Below are 23828 nucleotides of genomic sequence, written 5' to 3'. Positions count from 1 at the left end.
CAAAGACTATTCGTTGGCAGTAACCGTAACGCCCAGGACCTGCGGAATGGTGTTGGGTGCACCCATGGCCGCGCCCATGATCATTGGGAAGGGCACAGGCTTTGCCGGTGCAGCCGAGATCGTGAAGTTCTTTGGATTATCGATATAAGCATTCACGGCAGCAGAAACGGCGTTCTGCAGTTCTGGAACGTTCAGCTGCGCCATCATCAACGGAACCATGCCCTTGATGGTCTGCGACAGCTGCTCGCCTGTCATGCCCTGTTCGCCAGCGGCGTAATCGATTGCGCGCTTGGTGATGCTGGCATCTTCGAAGCTGACTTCGGCGCTGACAAAGCTCAGTTGCTGCATGAGGCCGAGCATGGCAAGGCCCGCGGCCTGATCGGCCTGTTCCTTGTTTGGATTGGCGGCCTGCGCCTTGACGGCTTCCTGCATCGACTGGATGAAGTTCAGCGTGTAACCGGAGAAGCTGAACGCCATGTTGAGGCGGCCAACGTCCTTGAGGTCGAGGGCGTATTCATCGATGGTCATGGTGCCGGGCGCGATTTCCCAGGAGCCGTTCATGGTCATCTCGCCGCTAAGCTGCTGAACCTTCAGCTTGTCAATGGCGTCCTTCGTCTTCGGATCGGTCACACCGCTGAGATCGGCCTTGAAGCCGGTGGCGTTCAGATCGAAGCTGATGGTGCTGTCATCTGAGCTCTTGGTCAGCGTCGTGGTTGTCTCTTCGAGGGCGAAAGCCTCTTTGCCATCCACCTTGACGGAGACGGGACCGCTGTGGGCCTCGTCATACAGCATCATCGAATCCAGCTTGCCGGTGGTTGCGTCAGCGGGAACGACAATGCCGGACACGTAGATGTCGCTCACATCGATGGCGACGTTTTCCTGAGCGTATTTGACGTTGTCGAAGCTCATCTTCTCGATGGTGTAGCCACCATTGTCTTCCTCGACGCCATCAAGCGTAACATCGCCAACGGGAATGACCTGTTCCTTGGCTGTGGTCGCATTGAAGGTGACGCCGCTGAACGTGACGGTCGAACCGTTGACAGCAATCGACTTCGCAGCGATTTCCGCACCCTGAACGTGATAGGCGGCGTTGATCTTCTTGAGCACGTCCGCACCGTCAAGTGCGAATGCCGGTGACGCAAAGGCTACAGCAGCGGCGCTCGCAAACAGAAAATTCCGGGTTGTTTGAAGTCTCATTCTATCTCTTCCCTCGTAGGTACGAAAACTGTCATGTTAAAAGCTGGAATCACGTATTTATATCCGAGGCAGAGCGACGGTCTACTGCATTCCTACGGTGCAACGCATGGCTGAATTGCGGCATAAAAACAAGGTTAACGAAAAATAGACCCCTGATGAGTGTCATCCACAGCGGAAAAGCCCCGATTCCTTGCCCGGAACCGGCATTTCCGCTAGTCAAGCGCCATGGCAAAAANTCTTGTTCCTCCGTCCGGCGGAGACGACGACAATATTGTACCGATCGATTTGAAGGCGGCGCTCGAAGAGCGCTATCTGGCCTATGCGCTATCGACCATCATGCACCGTGCACTGCCGGATGTCCGTGACGGCCTGAAGCCGGTCCATCGCCGCATCATTCATGCCATGAGCGAGATGGGCATTCGCCCCAATTCAGCATTCAAGAAATGCGCCCGTATCGTCGGTGACGTCATCGGTAAGTTCCACCCGCATGGCGACCAGTCGGTCTATGATGCGCTGGTGCGGCTTGCGCAGGATTTCTCCCAGCGCTATCCCATCGTGGACGGGCAGGGCAATTTCGGTAACATCGATGGCGATGGCGCTGCGGCCTATCGTTACACCGAAGCACGCATGACGGATGTTGCCGCCCTTCTGCTGGAAGGCATCGAGCAGGACGCGGTCGATTTTCGCCCGACCTATAACGAGGAAGATGAAGAGCCGGTCGTCATGCCCGGCGCGTTCCCCAACCTTCTCGCCAACGGCTCATCCGGCATTGCCGTGGGCATGGCCACGTCCATTCCGCCGCACAACGCCCATGAACTATGCGATGCGGCCCTGCGGCTGATCAAGAACCCGGAGGCGAGCGTCGAGGATCTGATGTTCGATCCCGCTCACCCGGAAAAGGGCGGCATCGAAGGCCCGGATCTGCCCACGGGCGGCATCATCATCGAGAGCCGCGAAAGCATGCTCGACGCTTACAAGACCGGTCGCGGTGGTTTCCGCGTGCGGGCGAAGTGGGAGATCGAAGACCTTGGCCGCGGCGGCTACCAGATCGTCATCACCGAAATTCCCTATCAGGTTCAGAAATCACGCCTGATCGAAAAGATTGCCGAGCTTTTGCTGGCGCGCCGCCTGCCGCTGCTGGAAGATGTGCGCGACGAATCCGCAGAAGACGTGCGCGTTGTGCTGGTGCCGAAGAACCGCACCGTGGATGCCACGCTGCTGATGGAATCGCTGTTCCGCCTGTCCGATCTGGAAAACCGCATTCCACTGAACATGAACGTTCTGTCCATGGGCCGTGTGCCCAAGGTCATGGCGCTGAACGAGGTGCTGAAAGAGTGGCTGGACCACCGCCGCGACGTGCTGCTGCGCCGCTCGCGCTTCCGTCTGGCCGCCATCGACCGTCGTCTTGAAATTCTGGGCGGCTTCCTCATCGCCTATCTCAATATCGATGAGATCATCGCCATCATCCGCGAGGAAGACGAGCCGAAGCCGGTCATGGTGGCCCGTTTCAACCTTACCGACATTCAGGCCGAAGCCATTCTCAACATGCGCCTGCGCTCTTTGCGCAAGCTGGAAGAATTCGAAATCCGCACGGAATTCGAAGGCTTGAGCAGCGAGAAGGCCGAGATCGAGTCGCTGCTGGCATCTCCGGACAAGCAGTGGAAGACGGTTGCCTGGGAAATCGAAGAGGTCAAAAAGAAATACGCCAAAGTGACCAAGCTCGGCGCACGTCGCACCATGTTTGCCATGGCGCCCACCGCCGATATGGATGCCATCCAGCAGTCGATGATCGAAAANGAACCCGTCACGATCGTGATTTCCCAGAAGGGCTGGATCAGGGCGTTGAAGGGCCACATGACAGATACATCGGCGCTGACCTTCAAGGAAGGCGATGGCCCGAAACTGGCTTTCCTTGCCCAGACCACGGACAAGCTGCTGCTGGTGACGACGGGCGGCAAGGCTTACACGCTGGGCGCGGACAAGCTGCCCGGCGGGCGCGGTCATGGAGAGCCGGTGCGCATCATGGTGGATATGGAGAACGATCAGGACATTCTGACCGCCTTCGTCCATGATCCCTCACGCAAGCTGCTGCTCGTCTCCACCGGCGGAAACGGCTTCGTGGTGGCGGAAACGGAAATGGTGGCCAATACCCGTAAGGGCAAGCAGATCATGAACGTTGCCATGCCCGACGAAATGAAGCTGGTCGTGCCTGTGACGGGCGACCATGTCGCCGTCGTTGGCGAAAACCGCAAGATGCTGACCTTCCCGCTCTCGCAAGTGCCGGAAATGTCACGCGGCAAGGGTGTGCGCCTGCAACGCTACAAGGATGGCGGCATTTCGGACGTGAAGTGCTTTGCGCTGGCAACTGGCCTGACATGGGAAGACAGCGCCGGGCGCTCCTTCTCCAAGGTGGGTGACGAGCTGCTGGAATGGATGGCAGACCGCGCCACCGCAGGCCGCACCGTGCCAAAGGGTTTTCCGCGTAGCGGCAAGTTCGGTGGGTAAGGGCGCAGCCCTCTCTCTCGTGACGGCAGCCGCCTTTCAACGTCATCCTCGGGCTTGACCCGAGGATCTAACCACATCACCGCGAGCAAAACGGGCCAGATACCCTTTGCCCGTGCAGCCAAGTTCCCCTCCACCCATACCCACAAAAANGCCCACCGACTGTTGGAGCGAACCAAACAATCGGTGGGCTTGAAGACCGGCGGAAGAATACCGCCTATCTCATAAATCAGTCGTCCAGCTTGTCGTAGTCGAGCTTCGGAGCAGCCTCGAGCGCTTCCTTGGTCGTGTCGACATAGGCCTTCCATGTGCCATTGTCATTGTTGATGGCAACGGAGGCAGGGTCGAGGACCACGTAGCTCTTGTCGATGCCGAGGAAGCCGCCGACGCTGGCAACCAGACCGATTACAGACTTGCCATCGCCGATTACGACGTCTTCGATTTCACCGATTTCCTCGTTCTTCGCATTGTAGATGTCCATGCCATCCAGCTGCGAAGCAGTGAGGTCAGTCTTCTGCACGTTGACGAACTTCAAAGGGCCATTTGCCTTGGTGCCCATGGTAATCCCAGGACCCGAAAGCATCGCATCAGCACCAGCAGCCGGTGCTGCAGCAGGAGCCGTCGTCGCTGTCTGCGCAAACGCGACAGAAGATGTCAGAACCGCAGCAGCAGCCAGTGCGAAAACCTTGTTTTTCATAATGTTTCTTCCCTTTNCAGTATCGGACACGGTGTCCGGGGGAAGAACGGGTTGGGGTGGGTTTGGTTCCGGGTGTAATCAGCTTATAAAGTATCGGAGGCGAGTTTAAANTACTGACTCGCTTTTTACGCGAAAACCATTTATTTGCGTAATAGATGAATTTAGAGGGGNTTGTTGTGAAAGTTGTATCGATCATAAATTATAAGGGAGGGNTGGGTAAGACGTCCTTAACCGCGAATCTTGGTGCGGAGCTTGCTTGGAGAGGCAAAAANGTTCTTCTGATCGATCTAGACGCGCAGGCATCCCTTACATTTTCATTCATAACGCCTGAGGACTGGCTTAAAAATTTTGCGGACAATAAGACCATTAAATCATGGTTTGACGCCTTCGAAAAAGGAAAGCCGATAGAACTTTCTAACCTGATTGATAAACCGTCAAGAATAAAAGAGAAACTTTCTGGCAAAGGTAGTTTAGATTTAATTTACTCCCATCTTGGCCTTATAAATGTGGATTTGGATTTAGCTGTAAAGCTAGGTGGGGCGAGCTTGGCTCAAGCCAAAGCTAATTTTATATCTATTCATAATCGTCTTTCTGACGGCCTAAAAGAGTCAGCGTTTGAAGCGTATGATGTCATTTTAATTGATTGCCCTCCTAACTTTAACATCGTTACAAAAACTGCAATTGTTGCTAGTAATTATATCCTAGTCCCAACTCGACCTGATCAACTTTCGACCTTAGGTATTGATTATCTGATGCGAAACGTTGAGAAGTTAACGAAAGATTTCAACGATTACGCCGAACTAGACACGGGTGATCAGGTAGACAAAATTGATCCAAANGCCGTAGGGATCGTGTTCACAATGATCCAAGAATATGATGGTGGCCCAATCGCAGCACAGAGAGCTTTTATTCAACAGCTCCGCCGCAAAACAATCCCTGTATTCTCACGGTATATTAAGAGGAACGACTCTCTTTTNGCAGATGCCCCAGTCTACGGAATACCTGTGGTGCTTAATGGTTACACTAGCAATAGCCACCAAAGCGTCGTAGATGGTTTGGAGGGTGTAACTGACAATTTCGTAACAGCAGTAGGATTATAGGATGGCTACTTCGAAGCGCGCGCCAAAAACTCAGACAATCTCAATATTGAAGATTGTAAGCAAGTTTCTAGCGTCTCTAACAGCTTCGGAGATCGATGATCTGGTCTCAGGAAAAACTCAGCTCAAGCTTTCGTTAGGTTCAGCAGCGGATGTAGGCCGAAGCAATGATGATCAGGNTCGACCAGCGGTATTGGAGTGGGAGAAGCTGAGGGAAGCTTTGACGGGTGCAGACACTACAGAGCAGGGTTTCGCGATTTTGACTTCAATTGGAATGTCACGGCTAGAGCTTGAGCAGTTTAGCCGTTTTCTAGATCTTCCTATTTTGAAGCAGGATAGCGTGTCGAGGTTGCAGCAAAAAATCGTTGAATCGCTTATCGGTTCACGGCTAAATTCCAAAGCTGTGAGAGGCCGGTAATAGGTCTGTGACAACATTGAATGATCTCTCAAAAGTTCATTGATCCCACTCCCCATCCACAAACTTCAGCGCATCAATAATCGACACCTTCCAAACATCCCAAACATGGTCCCCATCTGTAATCCGCAGTTCGGATTTGCGGTTGTCGGCTTGCAGGGTTTCGTGGAGGGCGATGGCGCCGCGCCATAGGGAGAAGCGGTCATCGTCGCCGACGGTGAGGTAGGTGGCGGGGAGGTCTTGTTTTTTGACGACGTGCTGGGCGACTGTCGTGAAGATGTTTNGTTCGTTGAAGCGTCTGGCGTCGAAGGGTGTGCCGAAGGAGCCGGAGAAGTGATCTCCGGTGGAGGGAAGCACGATGCCGCTGGTGATGGTGGTGCGGTCGACGCGGTGGAAGAAGGCGCTGTCCTGGATGAGCTTCAGTTCCTCTGGCGTCTTGTCGAGATCGGTGGCGGGCACGTTCTGCCATATCGCGCCTGAGAGGCTGGCGACGGCGGCGTACAGGTCTTCATGGGCGTAGGCCAGATGCAGTGCGCCGAAGCCGCCCATGGATAGGCCGATAATGGCGCGGCCCTGTCTGTCCTTGCGCACGGGCAGCGTCTTTTCCACATGCACCCGCAGGTCGCCCGTCTGCGCCGTCTCGTAATTGCCGGGGCCGCCGACATCGGCGGAATTTACATACCAACTGTTCTTCACGCCCGGCATGACGACGACAACAGGGCGGATTGTGCCTGATGCGATCATGCCATCCAGCGTTTTCTCGATATTGCCGAGATCGCGCCAGCTGTTCTGATCGCCATCATGGCCATGCAGGAGGTAAACGACCGGCCAGCCATTGTCCGGCGGATCGCCATCCGGGAGGTAGATGTTGACGGGCAGATCGGTGTTCAAGGCCTTGCTGTGGAAGGTGGCATCTGCAAGCTTACCCGCCACGCGGGCGGAGGCTGCCAAAACGAGGGCCATCATGGAAAACGCCAACAGTTTGGTGCGCATGCTCACCTCAAACCTTCCCGTTATGTCGCTGCTGTTTCAAAATCCGTTTATGAATTCAAACAGTAACATGAGGCTTACCGTCCCGGCCTGCCGGTCTTGCCCTTCGTGCGGCCCTTCCTCTTCTGCTCACCGGGATCCTCATAGGAGCCGACGCCGACCTTGCCACGGGCGATGGGGCGGGGGTCGTCGCTGGATCCTCGGGTCAAGCCCGAGGATGACGGAGAGCTAGAAGCGGAGTCCGTGCGCTCCGGCTGGCCCTCCAGAAGAGGGGAGAAGCGTTTGCCATCTTCGCTCTTCGGCTTGGCCGGTGTCGCTCCCTTGACCGGTTTTTCGGTGCGGCCGACGGTCATTTCGTCGAGGCTGTTTTTGCGGAACAGGGGTTTGGCGGTGTCGGTACCGGGGCCCATGTTGTCTAGGGTGGGTTTGGCGAAGAGGGATTTAGAGGCTTGTGGGTTTGGCTCACCCCCCTCTGGGCTGCCGCCCATCTCCCCCTCAAGGGGGGAGATCGACTTGGAGCGGCNGCTCGGGCCACCTCTTTTGCCGGGTCTGCCGTTGTTTCCACCTTCCAGCGATTTCGCCTCTTCCTTCGCGATCGGGTCGTCCATGGCGGCGAGTTCGGCGGCTTTGAGGCGTTTGATTTCGTCGCGCAGGCGGGCGGCTTTTTCGAAGTCGAGGTCGGCGGCGGCGTCGCGCATGGATTTTTCCAGCGCGTTGAGGTGGGCCTGAAGATTGTTGCCGACCATGTGGCCGCCATCGGCGAAGCCCTTGCCCGATGCGCCTGAAATATCGGCGCGGACGTGGTCGCGCTCATAGACGCTGTCGAGAATATCCGAGATGCGGGCCTTGACGGATTCGGGCGTGATGCCGTGTTCGGTGTTGTAGGCCACCTGCTTTTCGCGGCGGCGGCTGGTTTCTTCCATGGCGCGCTTCATCGAGCCGGTGATCTTGTCGGCGTAGAGGATGACCTTGCCATCGACGTTACGGGCGGCTCGACCGATGGTCTGGATGAGCGAGGTTTCGGAACGCAGGAAGCCTTCCTTGTCAGCATCGAGAATGGCGACGAAGCCGCATTCGGGAATGTCGAGACCTTCGCGCAGCAGGTTGATACCGACAAGCACGTCGAATGCGCCAAGGCGCAGGTCGCGGATGATTTCGATGCGTTCCAGCGTGTCGATATCCGAGTGCATGTAGCGCACGCGCACGCCCTGTTCATGCAGATATTCCGTTAGGTCTTCGGCCATCCGCTTGGTCAGGACGGTGACGAGGGTGCGGTATCCGGCCTGCGCCGTTTCGCGGATTTCGCCCAGCACGTCGTCCACCTGGCTGCGGGCAGAGCGGATTTCGACCGGCGGATCGATGAGGCCTGTGGGGCGGATGACCTGTTCGGCAAAAACGCCGCCGGACTGTTCCATTTCCCAATTGCCGGGGGTGGCCGACACGGCGACCGTCGGCGGACGCATGGCATCCCATTCCTCGAAGCGCAGCGGGCGGTTATCCATGCAGGAGGGCAGGCGGAAGCCATATTCGGCCAGCGTCGCCTTGCGCCTGAAGTCGCCCCGGTACATGCCGCCGATCTGGCTGACGGAGACGTGGCTTTCATCGATGAACAAANGGGCGTTGTCAGGGATATATTCGAACAGGGTCGGCGGCGGCTCGCCGGGGCTGCGGCCGGTGAGATAACGTGAATAGTTCTCGATGCCCGCGCAGGAGCCTGTGGCCTCCAGCATTTCGATGTCGTAGCGGGTGCGCTGTTCCAGCCGCTGGGCTTCGAGCAGGCGTCCGGCCTTTTNCCAGCTCGGCAAGGCGGCCCTTCAGCTCTTCCTTGATGGAGCGGATGGCACCGTTCAGCGTCGGGCGCGGGGTGACGTAGTGCGAGTTGGCGTAAATCTTGACCGATTGCAGATCGCCGGTCTTCTGGCCGGTGAGCGGATCGAATTCAGTGATCGAGTCGATCTCGTCTCCGAACATGGAGATGCGCCAGGCGGCATCTTCCAGGTGGGCGGGGAAGATTTCGATGGTATCGCCGCGCACGCGGAAGGAACCGCGCTGGAAATCCATATCGCGGCGTTNATATTGCTGGGCCACGAGATCGGCCAGCAATTGGCGCTGATCCAGCCGGTCGCCGATTGCCATCTGGAAGGTCATGGCGGTGTAGGTTTCCACCGAGCCGATACCATAAATGCAGGACACCGAGGCGACGATGATGCAATCATCCCGCTCCAGCAGCGAGCGGGTGGCAGAGTGGCGCATGCGGTCGATCTGCTCGTTGATCGAAGATTCCTTTTCGATGAAGGTATCCGAGCGCGGCACATAGGCTTCCGGCTGGTAATAATCGTAATAGGAAACGAAATATTCTACCGCATTGTCAGGGAAAAAGTTCTTGAACTCCGAATAAAGCTGCGCGGCCAGCGTTTTGTTGGGTGCCAGAATGACGGCGGGGCGCTGGGTGGCTTCGATGACCTTGGCCATCGTAAAGGTCTTGCCGGAGCCGGTAACGCCGAGCAGAACCTGGGAGCGCTCGCCGGAATTGATGCCCTCGACCAGATCGGCAATCGCCGTGGGCTGATCGCCCGCCGGTTCGAAATCCGACTGCATGCGGATGGTAATGCCGCCTTCGGATTTGGCCGGACGGGCAGGGCGGTGCGGCGTCCACATCTTGCCGTCCTTGAACAGCGGATTGCCGCTTTCGATCAGCGCGGACAGTGCCTCGACTGTCGCGGTGACCGCGCCGGTGGCGAGGTTTTCGGCATCCTCAAGACTGACATCCATGCCTGCAACCGGGTTCAGACCGGCGGCGGCGCGGGTTTTCGGATCGTTGGACGCTCCGATGGACACGCCACGGGACGTTTTCTGGGCGGTGGCCTTTTTGTTGACACTGCCGCCGCTCTTGGCCTTCTCGGCCTCTTCGATGGCTTGTTTGCGTGCCTCGATCTCGATCTTCTTGCGGTGCTTGCCTGCTTTCGACGCGACCTCGCGCTGGGTCTCCACCGATGACGCTTCCGCATCTGCCTCCAACTGCTTTACCCAATCGGAAACGCTGCCGGACAGCGGCGCGCCTTCAAACGGTGCCTGTGGCATTTCCGCGAAGCCATCGGAACGGGAGGTCTTGTCGGGGGATTTTTNCGGTGATCTTGCCATGGTCGGAATATGGAGAGAGTCCAATTGAAAGTGAAGGGGTGCGGAGGAAAANGAGAGTACAAACAGGAAACATTTTACGTTCTGCCTGTTCAGCTTTTTGGCTGTGTAAGCAATACGCTGTAAGCTTCAAGATGTTCCCTTACGCGGTGATGTCACCATATAATCAGGGGCATACTTTATTGCAGGTGAGGTAAAAANTGGATATTCGACCCGCGACGCCCTCCGATGCGGAAGGCATGAAGACCGTTCACGACGAGATATTCGCGGCGGGGCTGCGAAAGGCTCCGGGCGATATCAGGCAGGTGATGGCCAGCTACATCGACGAGACGGATCGCATCGGCTGCTTCGTGGCCGTCGATGATGATGGGCGTATTATGGGCTTTCAATCGCTGCGTTATGCGCGGACTGGCAATCCCTACGGCGTGGCGGAGGGCTGGGGCATTATCGGCACCCATGTCAGCCCGCATGCGGCGCGCAAAGGCGTTGGCTCCGGCTTGTTTCGCGCGACGCTGGATGCGGCAAAGACCTTTGGGCTGGCGAAGATCGATGCCAGCATCGGGGCGGATAATGCGCTCGGGCAGGCCTATTACGAGGCGATGGGTTTCAGGACATATCGCACACCGGAGGGTTTGGTATGCAAGATGTTTGAGGTGAGTGCTTAGGTGAGCGATCCGAATGATACCCGGACCGCTTTTGCATCACGCGAGACGTGCTGGTCTGAGCTTCAGGTAAAGCCAGTCCAACGCCAGCATCACTATAAGACTGACGCCCACGAGCGGGAAGATGACGCCGCCGATGATGAGCAATAGGAGAAGACCGCGGAAGACTGTGCGGTCGTGCGGCATGGGAGGAACGCCAAGTGAGCCTTTGGGACGGCGTTTCCACCACATGATGCCCGCAGAGACGGCAAGCAGGATGATGGCGAGGCAGACGATTGCCAGCACGATCTGGTTCGCTAAGCCGAATTCCTGGCCCATATGCACGTTGATGCCCCATTCCAGACCTTTGCCGAGCGGACCATAATCGGCATAGCCCATATCGATCAGTGGTTCGCCACTATACTGATCGAGGTGGATGACGCGTTGTTTCGATAGGTCGTTAGGGTAGACGGAGCCGCTGTAAACGCCTGTTGGCGTGCTCGGCAATGCCACCGCGTAACCTGGGTTCAGCCCGAGTTCGTTGAAGCGGGCGATAGCCTTGTCGATACCGATCGGCTGCATGGTGGGGTTGCTGTCCATGGGGAGGGGTGCAACGGCGGTCTCCATATGCTGGTCGTGATCGTGGGTGCTGGATTGCGGAATCTGTGCCTGTTCCAGTGACCATGAGGTCTTCGCGACATCGTTGAGGTGATTGCCGGACATGGGAACGTCTACACGCACGCCTGCCGGATATCCGAAGTTGCTGCCGTTGGCCCATTCATTGACCTTGGCGCCCCAGACACCGGACCAGGGCATGCCNGTGATGGCAAGAAAGACGATGAAGAAGCCAACGAAGATGCCGGTGACGGCATGGGTATCGCGCCAAAAGACGCGTTTTTNAGGCGTGCCGCGAACGCTGACGACACCGCCGGTCTGGTTGCGCGGCCACCAGAGATAGATACCGGTTGCGACCAGCAGGATGGACCAGCCACCGGCTATTTCGATGGCATATCGCGCATAGGTGCCGAAATACTTCAGGCTGTGGAGATAGCGGATTGTCCACATGACGGTGCCGCGATCCGGCAGCGAGCGGAGGACCGTGCCGGAATAAGGGTTCACATAGACCGCAAGTTTACCATCCGGCGTGTTGACGGTGATTTCTGCCGATGACGTTTGTGTTGGCGGATCGGTGAATTTGACGGCAGTGCCGGGATGGGCGGCAAGGGCTGCAGCCAGCATCTGCGATGCAGCCACGTGCTGCTGGCCGATTTCCACCTGCTTCAGATCGGCATGGATAAGGGCATCCAGTTCGGTCTTGAAGAGGTAAAGCCCGCCGGTGATGGCCAGCGTTATCAGAAACGGCAGGACGAGAAGACCGGCATAAAAATGCCAGCGCCAGACGGCGCGGTAAAGATTGACGGAGGAGGATTGCACAGCTTGGCGCTCCTCCTCGAAAGACGAGGTGACGGACATGAATTGTCTCCGCAAGACGATGAGGGTTCCGGCAGGCCGGATCGATTATCTCAGGAATGCGAGCGGAGAGGAGGGCCGCGGGGTTGCGATTCGTGGTTTGGAGGCGGTGGCGCGGGTTTCGCATAGGCCGCGATGAAGCCGATTTCGGCCTTCGGGACAATTGGCGCGACGAGTTCAACTGGCGCCTCAACAACCGCAACAGCGGCGTTTGCAGCCAGACGACAAAGCGTACCACAGCAATTGTTGGCAAGCTTGCCGGCGGGGTCCTGTTTACCGGTCGCTCCATCCGGCATGTGGGTGGAACAGATGACGCCATCCGATGCCAGCGCCATCGCTGCCATGTTGCCGTTGGCAACGCCATTGGTGAGGCCTTGAAGCAAAAACAACAGAAGCGCCAGCGTGGCGATAGCGCCAGCCGAACTGCGATCCTGCATGATTTTGCGAATAAACCTCATAATTGGTCCTGTGCCACAGAATTTTCTCATTGTCACTGCGGCACGGTGTGGCTGCCATCGTTGAATTACAAATTGTCCATGTCGGGAAAAGGCCACGGTTTGGCGACTTTTTNGCCGGAATTGGCGGGGATTGTCGTGTCTGTCAATCTTGGCAGGAGTGCTGGAAATGGTTCCTTTTTCTCCAACGATGGCGGCGATCCGCTATGGCTATGGGCTTTCGCCCGGCCAGGTGATGAACCGGAATGCGGATGAGCTGCTGGTGCAGCTCGCCGACGCGCCATTGAAAGAGCCGTTCTTCCCAATCGGCGGGGCGGTGGAGGGGAGGCAGCGGTCTGATGATCTTGCTGACGGGCTCATCGCTATCCGCCCCGCTCAAAANGGTGATCGGCCCGACCGCGCTGCGCGTATGGTTTTGCAGCGCAAAGCCGAACAGAGTTTTCAACGCGACAGCATGGCGCGGGTGATGCAGGCGGTCTTCTCACCTTACGGTTTTCACGAAAGGCTGGCTTCGTTCTGGGGCGACCATTTTTCCGTCAATGCGCGCAAGACAGTTCCCATGCGCGCCATCACACCCCTTTATGAGGTCGAGGCAATCCGTCCGCATCTGGCCGGACCGTTTCGTGACCTTTTGCAGGCCGCGGTTCTGCACCCAGCCATGTTGATCTATCTGGACCAGAACCGATCTGCCGGGCCAGAATCCCGGGCCGCGGAAAACCGCAAAGCGGGGCTGAACGAAAATCTCGGCCGCGAATTGCTGGAACTCCATACCATGGGAGCTGGCAGCGGTTATACGCAGACCGATGTGCGCTCCGCCGCGCTGGTCTTGACCGGGATGACCGTGGACGAGCGCTACGAGATGTTGTTTCGCCCGCGTATGGCTGAGCCCGGAGAGATAAAGGTTCTTGGCGTTTCCTATGGTGGGGACAAACGCACGGCGGATGATTGTCTGAGTTTGCTGGACGATCTCGCCATGCGGCCTGAAACCGCCACCCATGTCTGTCGCAAACTGGCAGCGCATTTCATTTCCGATGAAGCGCCACCGGAGCTGGTGACGGCGATGACGAATGAGTGGAAAGCCAGCAACGGACATCTGGTTAAGGTCTACGCCGCTATGCTCAATCATCCCCGCGCCTGGACTGAACCGGGGCGTAAGATGAAGCTGCCGTTCGACTATGTCGTATCAGGTCTGCGCGCATTTGGGATCAACCAGAAAAACTGGAAGAGCAGAATGTCTCCAGATGGTGACTATGATGTCGCGCCTTTCCCCATGGTGGGAGAAATGGCACCGAAAGACAATGCTGCGGCAGCACCGGGCAACGAGATGAAAATGGAAAAGCCGATGGCAGATATGAAGCCGGATGCAACAATGCAAAAGCCGAAGCCCAAGCAAAATCTGGCGCGCACCCTGACCCTTGCGTCCTTGCGACGCATGGGGCAACCGGTATGGCAACCACCAAGTCCTGCCGGATTTGAAGAAGGTGTCGCATCGTGGCTTTCCCCGAGCCAAATGAGCGAGCGCATTTTATGGGCGCGCAAGGCATCCAGTTCACTGGGTGGTGACACAGAGCCTAAAAGGCTTCTGGAAACCGCCATGGCCGATTTGGCACGGGACGACACCATTCGCGTCGTAAGCCAAGCCCCGAGCCGCATCAGCGGTATGACGCTGGCGCTTTCGTCGCCTGAATTCAACAGGAGATAGGAACCATGGCCTTCTCTCAGGATATGCTGATCAGTCGTCGCAGCTTTCTTGCCACCGCATGTTGCGCAGCGGCGTTGCCGGTATTCTCTCCGGTCAGCTTTGCTGCCATGCCCGGTGAAAATCGTTTCGTGACGATCGTCTTGCGCGGCGCGATGGATGGGCTCGATCTGGTGCAGCCTTACGGCGATGCAGCCTTTGCCGGTTTTCGCCCGACATTGGCATTAACACCAGATACCGGCCTGATCGATCTCGATGGGCATTTCGGACTGAATCCGGCGGCGCAACCATTGATGCCACTGTTTCAGGCGAAAGAACTTGCCTTCATACATGCGGTTTCCACGCCCTATCGCGACCAACGCAGCCATTTCGATGGGCAGGACATGTTGGAGAGCGGCGCTGAACATGTGCATGGCGAACGCACCGGGTGGCTCAACCGCGCGCTCTCATCCATCCCACGTTCGCAGGAACGCAAGGCCATCGACATCAACACGTCGATGGAGCTCATTCTGGCAGGCCCCAATGAGNCCGATGTCTGGGCTTCGACCTCAGACATGACGATGGCGGCCGATGACGTGGCCTTCTTCAAGCGGCTGTATGCGAATGACGCGGATTTCAGCCGGGTATTGGCCGAAGCCCTGCGCACGGACATGTCGGCAGAGCAGCTTTTTCAGGACGAAAAACGCGGGCAGGGCATTCGCGATGTGGCCAAGCTTGCAGGCGGTCTGCTGCGCGAAGATTACCGCATCGCCAGTTTTNCCATTGATGGATGGGATACGCATGCGGGCCAGAAAGGCCAATTTGCCAGAACGGTCAAAGACCTGACGATTGCGCTCACGACGCTGAAAGATGCGTTGGGGCCGGAAGTCTGGAAAAAGACTGTCGTGTTGGCGATGACAGAATTCGGGCGAACGGTTCGTGAGAACGGCACTGCTGGTACAGACCATGGCACCGGTGGTGTGTCTATTCTCGCCGGTGGCGGCATCGATGGTGGCCGCGTCTTGGGCAAGTGGCCCGGGCTTGGTGATGGCAAGCTGCTTGATGATCGTGACCTGATGCCCACGGGTGATGTCCGCGAACTCGCCGCAGCCATGCTCTACCGTCAGTTCGATGTCGGCAGCGAAGCGTTGACCAACGGCGTGTTCCCTGGCCTCAGCTTCGACAGATCATCGGCATATCTGAAAGTGTGAGGTGAGCGAGCAGTTCAGGCCTGCGAGATAGGAGTCGGCTTACCGTTTCCGTCCATCGCCACCATGATGAAAGTTCCAGCAGTTACTTTTTCCATGGCGTTATAGCGTGAGCGCTGCGCCCATGCTTCGACGGTCAGGGTAATCGACGTTCGGCCTACGCGAGCAACATCCGTATAGATCGACAGTGTATCGCCGATCTTCACGGGCAGTTCGAACGCCATTTCCTTGACCGCTGCCGTGACCACGCGACAGCGGGCACGTTCTGCGGCACGAATGCCGCTCGCCAAGTCCATCTGTGACATAACCCAGCCGCCGAAAATATCGCCCGCCGGATTTGCGTCTGTCGGCATGGCAAGCGTGCGAAGTGTGAGTTCGCCGGTGGGTTTTGTCAGGTCTGTCATTGGTGCTCCACGAAATGATTCGGATTGGGAAATTACGGTTTNGCGAGAAATTGGCGAGCGGCGTACAGCGCGATGGCGGCTGCATTCGAGACATTCAGCGATTTGATTTCACCGGGCATATCGAGACGTGCCAGCGCAGAGACGGTTTCACGCGTCTTCTGACGCAGGCCCTTGCCTTCGGCACCGAGAACGAGCGCGATTTTCTTGCCGCTGAATGTTCCCTCGATCGGGGCAGGGCCTTCTGAGTCCAGCCCGATGGAGGTGAAGCCGAGCTTGTGCAACTCGCCCAGCGCGTCGGCCAGATTGCCGATCTGAATGTAGGGGATCATTTCCAGCGCGCCGGATGCGGATTTGGCCATAACGCCTGATTCGGTCGGGCTGTGACGCATGGTGGTGATAACCGCACCGGCATTGAAGGCGACTGCCGAACGCATGATGGCGCCGACATTGTGTGGATCTGTAACCTGATCGAGGACGAGAATCAGCGGGCTATTCTTCAATGCGCCCAGCTTCTTGACGGGCAGGGGCTTGGTTTCCAGCATGATGCCCTGGTGGATGGCGTCTGGCCCAAGCACCTTGTCGATATCCTGCGGTGATACCATTTCGACCGGGAAAGGCTGCTCTTCCGCCGTGCCGATTTCCAGCCGTGCCAACGCGTTCAGCGTTACAGACAGCTTTACGATCTCACGTTCCTTGTTGGAAAGTGCCGCGCGTACCGTGTGCAGGCCATAGAGATGGACCTGATCCGGCGCCAGTTGCGGTGCCTTCCAGTCTTCGCCGCCACGCGGCCTGCGCTTCTGAAATGCGGGGGTGGGGATTTCGCCACGCTCTCTCTTGGCATCGCGTACCTGACGGCGCAGCGTTGCATAGTGAGTGTCGCGGGTGGATTTATCATTGGGATCGTCTTTGCTCATGCCGTCTTATATCTTTAGCGCCGCCCCAGCACCAGTACCCTGTAACGCTTCGCGACCTTTCCGTTGGGCATAGGGATTACCATCTCGCATCGTTTTTGAATGCCGTCATGTAAAACCGCTGAAGCGTTTCACGCCGGATGCACACTCATCCACAGGCCTATGACTCTGTTCGCATTTTTCGTGAAATTTCGTCACGCATCGTGTTGACAGACGCGGCGAGGGCAGTCATATACGCGGCCACAGACGACGGAACGGCAAAGCGCCGGACTAGAAATCTGGTTAAGCTTGGTCGCTTGATCCTCGCAGAATACTGGAGGAATGCCCGAGTGGTTAAAGGGGACGGACTGTAAATCCGTTGGCTCAGCCTACGTTGGTTCAAATCCAACTTCCTCCACCATTCTGCACGGATCGAAATCACCGCCGCGGGTATAGCTCAATGGTAGAGCAGCAGCCTTCCAAGCTGAATACGCGGGTTCGATTCCCGCTACCCGCTCCAACAATCTCCAGAATTTTCCACAAGCCATGTCACTCTCTTCGAGAGTCTCTGTCGATGTTTGTTTNATCGGACACGAAAAAGCCTCCGGCAGCGACCGAAGGCTTATGTCATTCGCTAATTCTTGGCTCTTGTAATCGTTACTAGCGCTGAATCACGCCGTAGATGACGCGGTTGTCTCCGCGATAGCGCCCACGGTCGTTATCCCGCCAGTTTCCTCTACGATCACGCCAGTCGCGACGATCATAATCACGGTAATGGCGGTCACGATCATAGGTCCTGTAATAGACGCCGGTAGACGCGTAACCAGCGCCTCGGTACCCACGATCATCGACGCAACCACTGAGAACGCCTACTGATAAGAAGCATAGTGCTGCTGTGACAAGTTTCATTTTTCTCTCTCCTGAATGCTGTTTGTAACGTTCAGTTCCTGTCCCGGTTCCACCGTTTGCAATGAAACGATTTAAGTCTTTGATTCACGGTTAACTGGTTGGCCTTCCCCGAAGTTCTGAAANTATGAATTGGCCTCCCATAACTAGCTGTGTGTGGAGGAGCAGTGCCATAAAATATTGCTCGTCAGGCGGAACGATTCCTAAGCACTCACCGTTTGGTTGAAAACACAGTTTTGCCTTATTGTGCGGTTTCCAGATACCGCATATGGTAGTTTTATTGCGAAATATAAACCCAGGATTGAGAATGCCTGATAAGACACCTATCCAACGTTACGTCGCCGTCAACCTTGGTGGATTTTATGTCTGGGATGTCCAGCAGAACCTTTTCTGGGCGGATGATACATTCGCCAAGATCATGGGGTTTTCCTCCGAGGAGATGGACGGTGGCTTGCCGGTAGAGCGGATGATGCCAATCATCCACGAAGATGACCGGCCCTACGTTGTGGAGGGAATAAAAAANTCTGTGCTGGCTGGGGAAGCATTTGAAATGGTCTACAGGGTGCGCCGAGGAGAGGGCTTCACAAAGATAACCGAAATCGGAAAATGCTATCGCTACATTGACGGCGTCGCGACGCTTTTCAGCGGCATTGTTTTCGAAAGCCCTTATACGGGCGAAGCGGATGCGTCCAACGTCAACCAGCCTGCTTCAATCACCTAGGCGAACGTGCGCTCTTATATCGTCGTACCGTAGAGAGTTCCCAAGACGAGTAGGGTGATCAGTAAGCCGCCAAGGGTCATGCCGATCTTGAGTTGGCGGAAACGGCGAACACGTCCGCCCGTCCAGTCATAAGCCATTGTTCAGACAGCCTTTATAATAATTTTGTTATGTCTAAAGTATTGGGTGTCTAAGCTTGCCCGACGCTGACGGCAACAATAAAAATGTATAGGCGAATTTTACCAGTTGTCGTTCACGGTGGGGTGATTTGCCCTTCATAGGGATCGTACGTTAACCGGGTTTTCTATTAAAAAAGCCCGGAGATCTGCGTGATCTCCGGGCTGTTAAAAGTCGGTATGGCGGGCCGCTTTAGTTGAAATACGGCTGGATGTAAGGCCAGACTTCGACGCCGCCGTGGTAGAGCATGTTGAGCGCTACGTAGACGATGACTGCAAGGCCTATATAGGAAATCCACTGGTAACGGTGCAGCAGCTTTGCCACGTAATTTGCGGCAAGGCCCATCAGTGCGATGGAAANGATCAGGCCGATGATGAGGACGGTGATGTTTNCCTGCGCGGCACCTGCAACGGCCAGGACGTTATCAAGCGACATCGATACGTCAGCAATGACGATTTGAACAGCTGCCTGGAAGAACGTCTTGTTCCCCTTCGTCAGATCGGCTTCATCATCGGTGACCTCGTCTCCCGCTTTGCCCCGCGCACGCAGTTCACTCCACATCTTCCAGCAAACCCACGCCAAAAGAAGGCCGCCGAAAAGCTGCAAGCCGACAATGGCGAGGAGTTGTACGGTCAGAGCAGCGAAGGCGATACGAAGAACGGTTGCCGCAATAATACCGACAAGGATGGCCTTTCGGCGGAGGTGTCCCGGAAGGCCGGCGGCGGCAAGACCGATGACGATGGCATTATCGCCTGCAAGAACAAGGTCGATCGCAATGACCTGAAGAAATGCCGTAAANCCCGCAGCCGTAAAAATTTCCATGACAGATCCTGAAGCAGACACGAATTGGTGTCGGGGAGAGAGCGGTTGTGAAGACGGACGTTAATAAACCGGTACTATCGATTCCGGTTTCCGTGGGCCAATTCGATTGTCAATATGACGGAAATCACTTCTTCGTAAAGAGTGCGTGTGGCAGTAAAACCCTAAATCCTCCGCCACGACGCGTTGAATTCATGGAATATAGCCCCATATTGCGGTCATCACGTCGCTTTTGGCGATGCAACATGCGTGCTTACAATTAAGTCTTGCGCATTCGCTTGCAAAGCCGTAAACGGCGACACCAAACCGGTTCGCCGGGAAATCGACTTCACGTTCACAGGAAGCAATTCACATGGCAAAGAGCAAGTTTGAGCGCAACAAGCCGCACGTCAACATTGGCACGATCGGTCACGTTGACCACGGCAAGACGTCGTTGACTGCTGCGATCACGAAGTACTTCGGCGAGTTCAAGGCGTACGACCAGATCGACGCTGCACCGGAAGAAAAGGCACGCGGTATCACGATTTCGACGGCACACGTTGAATATGAGACGCCTGCTCGTCACTACGCGCACGTTGATTGCCCCGGCCACGCCGACTACGTGAAGAACATGATCACCGGTGCWGCCCAGATGGACGGCGCGATCCTGGTTTGCTCGGCCGCCGACGGCCCGATGCCACAGACCCGCGAGCACATCCTGCTGGCTCGTCAGGTCGGCGTTCCTGCGATCGTTGTGTTCCTCAACAAGGTTGACCAGGTTGACGACGAAGAACTGCTGGAACTGGTAGAACTGGAAGTTCGCGAACTTCTGTCGTCCTACGACTTCCCAGGCGACGATATTCCAATCGTCAAGGGTTCGGCTCTTGCTGCTCTTGAAGATTCTGACAAGAAGATCGGCGAAGACGCGATCCGCGAGCTGATGGCTCAGGTTGACGCCTACATCCCGACGCCAGAGCGTCCGATCAACCTGCCGTTCCTGCTGCCGATCGAAGACGTGTTCTCGATCTCGGGCCGTGGTACGGTTGTGACGGGTCGCGTTGAGCGCGGTATCGTCAAGGTTGGTGAAGAAGTTGAAATCGTCGGCATTCGCGCCACGACCAAGACGACTGTTACCGGCGTTGATCAACCTGCCGTTCCTGCTGCCGATCGAAGACGTGTTCTCGATCTCGGGCCGTGGTACGGTTGTGACGGGTCGCGTTGAGCGCGGTATCGTCAAGGTTGGTGAAGAAGTTGAAATCGTCGGCATTCGCGCCACGACCAAGACGACTGTTACCGGCGTTGAAATGTTCCGCAAGCTGCTCGATCAGGGCCAGGCTGGCGATAACGTTGGCGCGCTGATCCGTGGCGTGCAGCGCGATGGCGTTGAGCGTGGTCAGATCCTTTGCAAGCCAGGCTCTGTCAAGCCGCACAAGAAGTTCATAGCAGAAGCCTACATTCTGACGAAGGAAGAAGGCGGTCGTCATACGCCGTTCTTCACGAACTACCGTCCACAGTTCTACTTCCGTACGACTGACGTGACCGGTATCGTTTCGCTTCCAGAAGGCACGGAAATGGTTATGCCAGGCGACAACGTGACCGTTGAAGTCGAACTGATCGTTCCAATCGCGATGGAAGAAAAGCTGCGCTTCGCGATCCGCGAAGGCGGCCGTACCGTCGGCGCCGGCATCGTCGCTTCGATCGTCGAGTAATTTTATCCCGGAAGGGATATTCAGAAGCCCCGCTGGCAACAGCGGGGCTTTTTGTTTTNACGGAAANTAACCAGTTCTAGAGCGTGGCGATAAGCAAACTTGACGAATCCGTTCATAAAGTGGACTAATTCGCGCTACAATTATTCAACACTGTCCAAAATCGGTAAATTACTGGAGTAACCATGTCTGATACTGCTCGTATTTTTATAGGCTTCGATAGCAAGGAAGTTGTCGCCTACCACGTATTCTGCCAGAGCATTCAGGAGAAGAGTTCTATTCCGGTCGAGTTTACGCCCATTGCTCTCAATAATCTCGGCGGTCTCTTCACGCGCGAACGTAACCAGCTTCAGACGACGGAATTTTCATTTTCGCGTTTTCTCGTGCCTTATCTGAGCAACTACGAGGGATGGTCGATCTTCGCGGACTGCGACATGCTGATGCGCACGGATATCGCCAAGCTGTGGAGCCTGCGTGATGATCGATATGCGGCCATGTGCGTCAAGCATGACTACGTGCCGAAAGTGGAAACGAAGTTTCTCGGGCAGACTCAAACCAAATATGAAAAGAAGAACTGGTCGAGTTTCATTCTGTTCAATAACGCCAAGTGCAAGGCATTGACCAAGGACTATGTCAACACGGCAACCGGCCTTCAGCTCCACCAGTTCAAATGGCTCGAATCCGATGACCAGATTGGCGAAATACCAGCGACCTGGAACTGGCTCGTTAACGAATATGATCACAATCCCGATGCGGATAATGTCCACTTTACCGACGGTGGGCCGTATTTCGAGGAATACAAGAATGACGATTACGCCGAAGAGTGGTTCGCAGCCAGAGAGCGTATGCTGACGGTTGTCCAACGCGCGTAACAGGCACTCTCGACACGGTATTTNGGAATGCGCCTTCTGGCGCATTCTCTGTTTGGGTGGCTCACGCAGGCATCTTTGCGAGCCCCGTTCTCCGCTCCTCATGCAAGTCTGTGAAAATTAAAAAAANCACTTGCCAATAAAGATTCGTGGCCTTAAACGGGCGTCACGGACCATGGCGGACACAAGACGTTAGCCGGAATGTTCGTTGTAGGGGTATAGCTCAGTTGGTAGAGCGGCGGTCTCCAAAACCGCAGGTCGTAAGTTCGAGCCTTACTGCCCCTGCCATTTCCTCATCCGCAAGCGCGGTCTCGCTGCAAGGCAGGTGAGGTGCCGGTTTACCGGTGAAATTCGCCAAATGTCGATTTCCCCTTGTTAAAGAGGGAATCGATGTTTATGTAGGTCAAAATAGACACGCGGTGCGTGGGGTCGATTATTTCGACTTTACGTGCCGTAATTGCGTGGGCAGTCAATGGCATCCAAAACCAATCCGTTTACGTTTCTGCAGCAGGTTCGCGCCGAAGCGTCGAAGATCACTTGGCCGTCGCGCCGCGAGACAATGATTTCCACGGCCATGGTTTTGGTAATGGTGATCTTCGCGGCACTGTTCTTCTTTGCGGCTGACCAGCTCATCGGCTGGTTGCTCAGTCTCGTTCTGAGCGTTGGCCGGTAACGAATTGAGCGGAGAGTAAAGATGGCAGCGCGTTGGTACATTGTTCAGGCATATTCGAACTTCGAAAAGAAGGTCGCTGAGTCGATTGAAGAAAAGGTTCGTCAGAAGGGTCTTGATCATCTTTTTGAACGGATTCTGGTTCCGACCGAAAAGGTCGTTGAGGTGCGTCGCGGTCGCAAGGTCGATAGCGAGCGTAAGTTTTNCCCGGGTTACGTGCTTGTGCGCGCCAACCTGACGGACGAGGCTTATCACCTCATCAAGAATACCCCGAAGGTCACGGGTTTTCTGGGTTCCGATAACAAGCCTGTTCCGATCCCTGACGCTGAAGCAGACCGTATTCTCGGTCAGGTTCAAGAGGGTGTCGAGCGTCCGAAGTCTTCGGTGTCGTTCGAAATCGGCGAGCAGGTTCGCGTTTCCGATGGTCCGTTTGCATCGTTCAACGGTGTGGTGCAGGACGTCGATGAGGAGCGTTCGCGCTTGAAGGTCGAGGTTTCGATCTTCGGTCGTGCAACGCCTGTAGAACTAGAATACGCGCAGGTTGAAAAAGTCTGACGAGTTTCCGAAGGCGAACCGCCTTCGATTCAATACATCAGGATATGATCGCAAGTCATTGCTTTTATAACTGATGTGATGCGGCATAGCCGCAAAACGCGTGGAAGATACTCTGAACTCTTAAGCCGGGTCAGAGGTCGCACCACGCAACCGCAGCCGCCGGAATTTCCGGCAAGTGAGCCGGGAAACCGGTTCTATTCGAANGGCAGAGAGATATGGCTAAGAAAGTTGCAGGCCAGCTCAAGCTTCAGGTCAAGGCAGGATCGGCAAACCCGTCCCCGCCAATCGGCCCGGCGCTTGGTCAGCGTGGCGTTAACATCATGGAATTCTGCAAGGCGTTCAATGCCGCCACGCAGGAAATGGAAAAGGGTATGCCGATTCCGGTCGTCATTACCTATTACCAGGACAAGTCCTTCACCTTCGTCATGAAGCAGCCGCCCATGACCTATTGGTTGAAGAAGGAAGCAAAAATCACTGCCGGTTCCAAGACACCTGGTAAGGGTGCCAAGGTCGGTTCCATCACCAAGGCTCAGGTCAAGACGATCGCTGAAGCCAAGATGAAGGATCTGAACGCCGCCAATATCGAAGGCGCAATGGCGATGGTTGAGGGCTCTGCCCGCGCCATGGGCCTGGAAGTGGTAGGTTGA

Annotated in this window: 20 protein-coding genes, 3 tRNA genes and 3 pseudogenes; 15 read left to right on the top strand and 11 right to left on the bottom strand. The window is 56.1% G+C overall.

The genetic code is table 11. The features are described 5' to 3' along the window. Window positions 1-6 precede the first annotated feature (6 nt). Window positions 7-1197 carry a hypothetical protein gene (locus CUC55_RS18050; RefSeq protein ID WP_067643805.1) on the bottom strand — a complete coding sequence of 397 codons (1191 nt, stop codon included), beginning with the start codon at window positions 1195-1197 and terminating at the stop codon, window positions 7-9. Between the two features lie 225 nt (window positions 1198-1422). Between CUC55_RS18050 and parC the strand changes: the two genes are divergently transcribed. Beyond that, window positions 1423-3702: a DNA topoisomerase IV subunit A gene (gene parC, locus CUC55_RS18045; RefSeq protein WP_103088701.1), complete on the top strand. Its 2280-nt coding sequence runs from the start codon at window positions 1423-1425 to the stop codon at window positions 3700-3702. Window positions 3703-3928: 226 nt separating this feature from the next. On the opposite strand, the gene CUC55_RS18040 is transcribed toward parC, so the two are convergent. After that, the gene (locus CUC55_RS18040; RefSeq protein ID WP_067643799.1) at window positions 3929-4396 is read right to left on the bottom strand and encodes a PRC-barrel domain-containing protein; all 468 of its coding nucleotides are present in this window, start codon (window positions 4394-4396) and stop codon (window positions 3929-3931) included. 155 nt (window positions 4397-4551) lie between these two features. Here CUC55_RS18040 and CUC55_RS18035 point away from each other — a divergent pair, with 155 nt between their 5' ends. Beyond that, window positions 4552-5496 carry a ParA family protein gene (locus CUC55_RS18035; protein WP_425352865.1) on the top strand — a complete coding sequence of 315 codons (945 nt, stop codon included), beginning with the start codon at window positions 4552-4554 and terminating at the stop codon, window positions 5494-5496. A gap of 451 nt (window positions 5497-5947) precedes the next feature. On the opposite strand, the gene CUC55_RS18025 is transcribed toward CUC55_RS18035, so the two are convergent. Together CUC55_RS18025 and uvrB are read right to left on the bottom strand one after the other, a co-directional pair. Next, window positions 5948-6901, bottom strand: coding sequence for an alpha/beta hydrolase (locus CUC55_RS18025; RefSeq protein ID WP_103088699.1), 954 nt, complete (start codon window positions 6899-6901; stop codon window positions 5948-5950). A 74-nt stretch (window positions 6902-6975) separates the two neighbouring features. Next, a pseudogene (gene uvrB / locus CUC55_RS18020) lies at window positions 6976-10039 on the bottom strand (excinuclease ABC subunit UvrB). A gap of 197 nt (window positions 10040-10236) precedes the next feature. Between uvrB and CUC55_RS18015 the strand changes: the two are divergent. Further along, entirely contained in the window at window positions 10237-10701 is a 465-nt protein-coding gene (locus CUC55_RS18015; RefSeq protein ID WP_067643787.1) for a GNAT family N-acetyltransferase, read from the top strand. Window positions 10702-10737: 36 nt separating this feature from the next. Here CUC55_RS18015 and CUC55_RS18010 read toward each other — a convergent pair whose 3' ends face one another. Further along, window positions 10738-12150, bottom strand: a complete 1413-nt coding sequence (locus CUC55_RS18010) for a PepSY-associated TM helix domain-containing protein (RefSeq protein ID WP_103088698.1) — start codon at window positions 12148-12150, stop codon at window positions 10738-10740. Between the two features lie 50 nt (window positions 12151-12200). Continuing rightward, window positions 12201-12605, bottom strand: coding sequence for a DUF2946 family protein (locus CUC55_RS18005; protein ID WP_067643782.1), 405 nt, complete (start codon window positions 12603-12605; stop codon window positions 12201-12203). 166 nt (window positions 12606-12771) lie between these two features. On the opposite strand from CUC55_RS18005, the gene CUC55_RS18000 reads away from it, so the two are divergent. Together CUC55_RS18000 and CUC55_RS17995 are read left to right on the top strand one after the other, a co-directional pair. Further along, window positions 12772-14304, top strand: coding sequence for a DUF1800 domain-containing protein (locus CUC55_RS18000; protein ID WP_245417781.1), 1533 nt, complete (start codon window positions 12772-12774; stop codon window positions 14302-14304). A gap of 5 nt (window positions 14305-14309) precedes the next feature. Continuing rightward, window positions 14310-15491, top strand: a complete 1182-nt coding sequence (locus CUC55_RS17995) for a DUF1501 domain-containing protein (RefSeq protein ID WP_103088696.1) — start codon at window positions 14310-14312, stop codon at window positions 15489-15491. A gap of 14 nt (window positions 15492-15505) precedes the next feature. On the opposite strand, the gene CUC55_RS17990 is transcribed toward CUC55_RS17995, so the two are convergent. After that, window positions 15506-15892 (bottom strand): acyl-CoA thioesterase, encoded by a 387-nt coding sequence (locus tag CUC55_RS17990; RefSeq protein ID WP_067643770.1) that lies wholly within the window; start codon window positions 15890-15892, stop codon window positions 15506-15508. 32 nt (window positions 15893-15924) lie between these two features. Beyond that, window positions 15925-16806 carry a TrmH family RNA methyltransferase gene (locus CUC55_RS17985; protein WP_067643767.1) on the bottom strand — a complete coding sequence of 294 codons (882 nt, stop codon included), beginning with the start codon at window positions 16804-16806 and terminating at the stop codon, window positions 15925-15927. Between the two features lie 312 nt (window positions 16807-17118). Here CUC55_RS17985 and CUC55_RS17980 point away from each other — a divergent pair. Continuing rightward, a tRNA-Tyr gene (locus CUC55_RS17980) sits at window positions 17119-17203 on the top strand. A gap of 25 nt (window positions 17204-17228) precedes the next feature. Continuing rightward, a tRNA-Gly gene (locus CUC55_RS17975) sits at window positions 17229-17302 on the top strand. Window positions 17303-17442: 140 nt separating this feature from the next. Here the strand turns inward: CUC55_RS17975 and CUC55_RS17970 are convergent. Then, entirely contained in the window at window positions 17443-17691 is a 249-nt protein-coding gene (locus CUC55_RS17970; RefSeq protein WP_082760119.1) for a hypothetical protein, read from the bottom strand. A 265-nt stretch (window positions 17692-17956) separates the two neighbouring features. Here CUC55_RS17970 and CUC55_RS17965 point away from each other — a divergent pair, with 265 nt between their 5' ends. Continuing rightward, window positions 17957-18409 carry a PAS domain-containing protein gene (locus tag CUC55_RS17965; RefSeq protein WP_425352864.1) on the top strand — a complete coding sequence of 151 codons (453 nt, stop codon included), beginning with the start codon at window positions 17957-17959 and terminating at the stop codon, window positions 18407-18409. Window positions 18410-18423: 14 nt separating this feature from the next. On the opposite strand, the gene CUC55_RS23335 is transcribed toward CUC55_RS17965, so the two are convergent. Continuing rightward, window positions 18424-18546, bottom strand: a complete 123-nt coding sequence (locus CUC55_RS23335) for a hypothetical protein (protein WP_280939994.1) — start codon at window positions 18544-18546, stop codon at window positions 18424-18426. Between the two features lie 229 nt (window positions 18547-18775). Then, window positions 18776-19405 carry a TerC family protein gene (locus CUC55_RS17960; protein WP_103088694.1) on the bottom strand — a complete coding sequence of 210 codons (630 nt, stop codon included), beginning with the start codon at window positions 19403-19405 and terminating at the stop codon, window positions 18776-18778. Between the two features lie 349 nt (window positions 19406-19754). Between CUC55_RS17960 and CUC55_RS17955 the strand changes: the two are divergent. From CUC55_RS17955 to rplK, 7 genes and pseudogenes are all read left to right on the top strand, one after another. Further along, window positions 19755-20495 (top strand): annotated as a pseudogene (locus CUC55_RS17955) (elongation factor Tu); the annotation flags it as partial. 40 nt (window positions 20496-20535) lie between these two features. After that, window positions 20536-21090 (top strand): annotated as a pseudogene (locus tag CUC55_RS17950) (EF-Tu C-terminal domain-related protein); the annotation flags it as partial. A gap of 182 nt (window positions 21091-21272) precedes the next feature. Beyond that, on the top strand, window positions 21273-21959 hold the full coding sequence (locus CUC55_RS17945; protein ID WP_067643760.1) for a glycosyltransferase family protein: 687 nt from the start codon (window positions 21273-21275) through the stop codon (window positions 21957-21959). A 209-nt stretch (window positions 21960-22168) separates the two neighbouring features. Then, window positions 22169-22244: transfer RNA gene (locus CUC55_RS17940), tRNA-Trp, on the top strand. A gap of 184 nt (window positions 22245-22428) precedes the next feature. Then, entirely contained in the window at window positions 22429-22629 is a 201-nt protein-coding gene (gene secE, locus CUC55_RS17935; RefSeq protein ID WP_042618546.1) for a preprotein translocase subunit SecE, read from the top strand. A 21-nt stretch (window positions 22630-22650) separates the two neighbouring features. Next, window positions 22651-23181 carry a transcription termination/antitermination protein NusG gene (gene nusG / locus CUC55_RS17930; RefSeq protein WP_103088692.1) on the top strand — a complete coding sequence of 177 codons (531 nt, stop codon included), beginning with the start codon at window positions 22651-22653 and terminating at the stop codon, window positions 23179-23181. 215 nt (window positions 23182-23396) lie between these two features. Then, window positions 23397-23828 (top strand): 50S ribosomal protein L11, encoded by a 432-nt coding sequence (gene rplK, locus CUC55_RS17925; RefSeq protein ID WP_067643756.1) that lies wholly within the window; start codon window positions 23397-23399, stop codon window positions 23826-23828.

This window comes from Agrobacterium bohemicum (assembly GCF_002896715.1).
GTDB classification, from domain to species: Bacteria; Pseudomonadota; Alphaproteobacteria; order Rhizobiales; family Rhizobiaceae; genus Agrobacterium; species Agrobacterium bohemicum.
Note: the sequence above shows the minus strand (reverse complement) of the source record. Positions and strands in the feature narration are given on the sequence as shown.

Bases quoted from the DNA above. Each gene is read 5' to 3' on its own strand.
- CUC55_RS18050 (WP_067643805.1), bottom strand. From the start codon at position 1,197: ATGAGACTTCAAACAACCCGGAATTTTCTGTTTGCGAGCGCCGCTGCT.
- CUC55_RS18040 (WP_067643799.1), bottom strand. From the start codon at position 4,396: ATGAAAAACAAGGTTTTCGCACTGGCTGCTGCTGCGGTTCTGACATCT.
- CUC55_RS18005 (WP_067643782.1), bottom strand. From the start codon at position 12,605: ATGAGGTTTATTCGCAAAATCATGCAGGATCGCAGTTCGGCTGGCGCT.
- CUC55_RS17990 (WP_067643770.1), bottom strand. From the start codon at position 15,892: ATGACAGACCTGACAAAACCCACCGGCGAACTCACACTTCGCACGCTT.
- CUC55_RS17970 (WP_082760119.1), bottom strand. From the start codon at position 17,691: ATGAAACTTGTCACAGCAGCACTATGCTTCTTATCAGTAGGCGTTCTC.
- CUC55_RS23335 (WP_280939994.1), bottom strand. From the start codon at position 18,546: ATGGCTTATGACTGGACGGGCGGACGTGTTCGCCGTTTCCGCCAACTC.
- CUC55_RS17945 (WP_067643760.1), top strand. From the start codon at position 21,273: ATGTCTGATACTGCTCGTATTTTTATAGGCTTCGATAGCAAGGAAGTT.
- secE (WP_042618546.1), top strand. From the start codon at position 22,429: ATGGCATCCAAAACCAATCCGTTTACGTTTCTGCAGCAGGTTCGCGCC.
- rplK (WP_067643756.1), top strand. From the start codon at position 23,397: ATGGCTAAGAAAGTTGCAGGCCAGCTCAAGCTTCAGGTCAAGGCAGGA.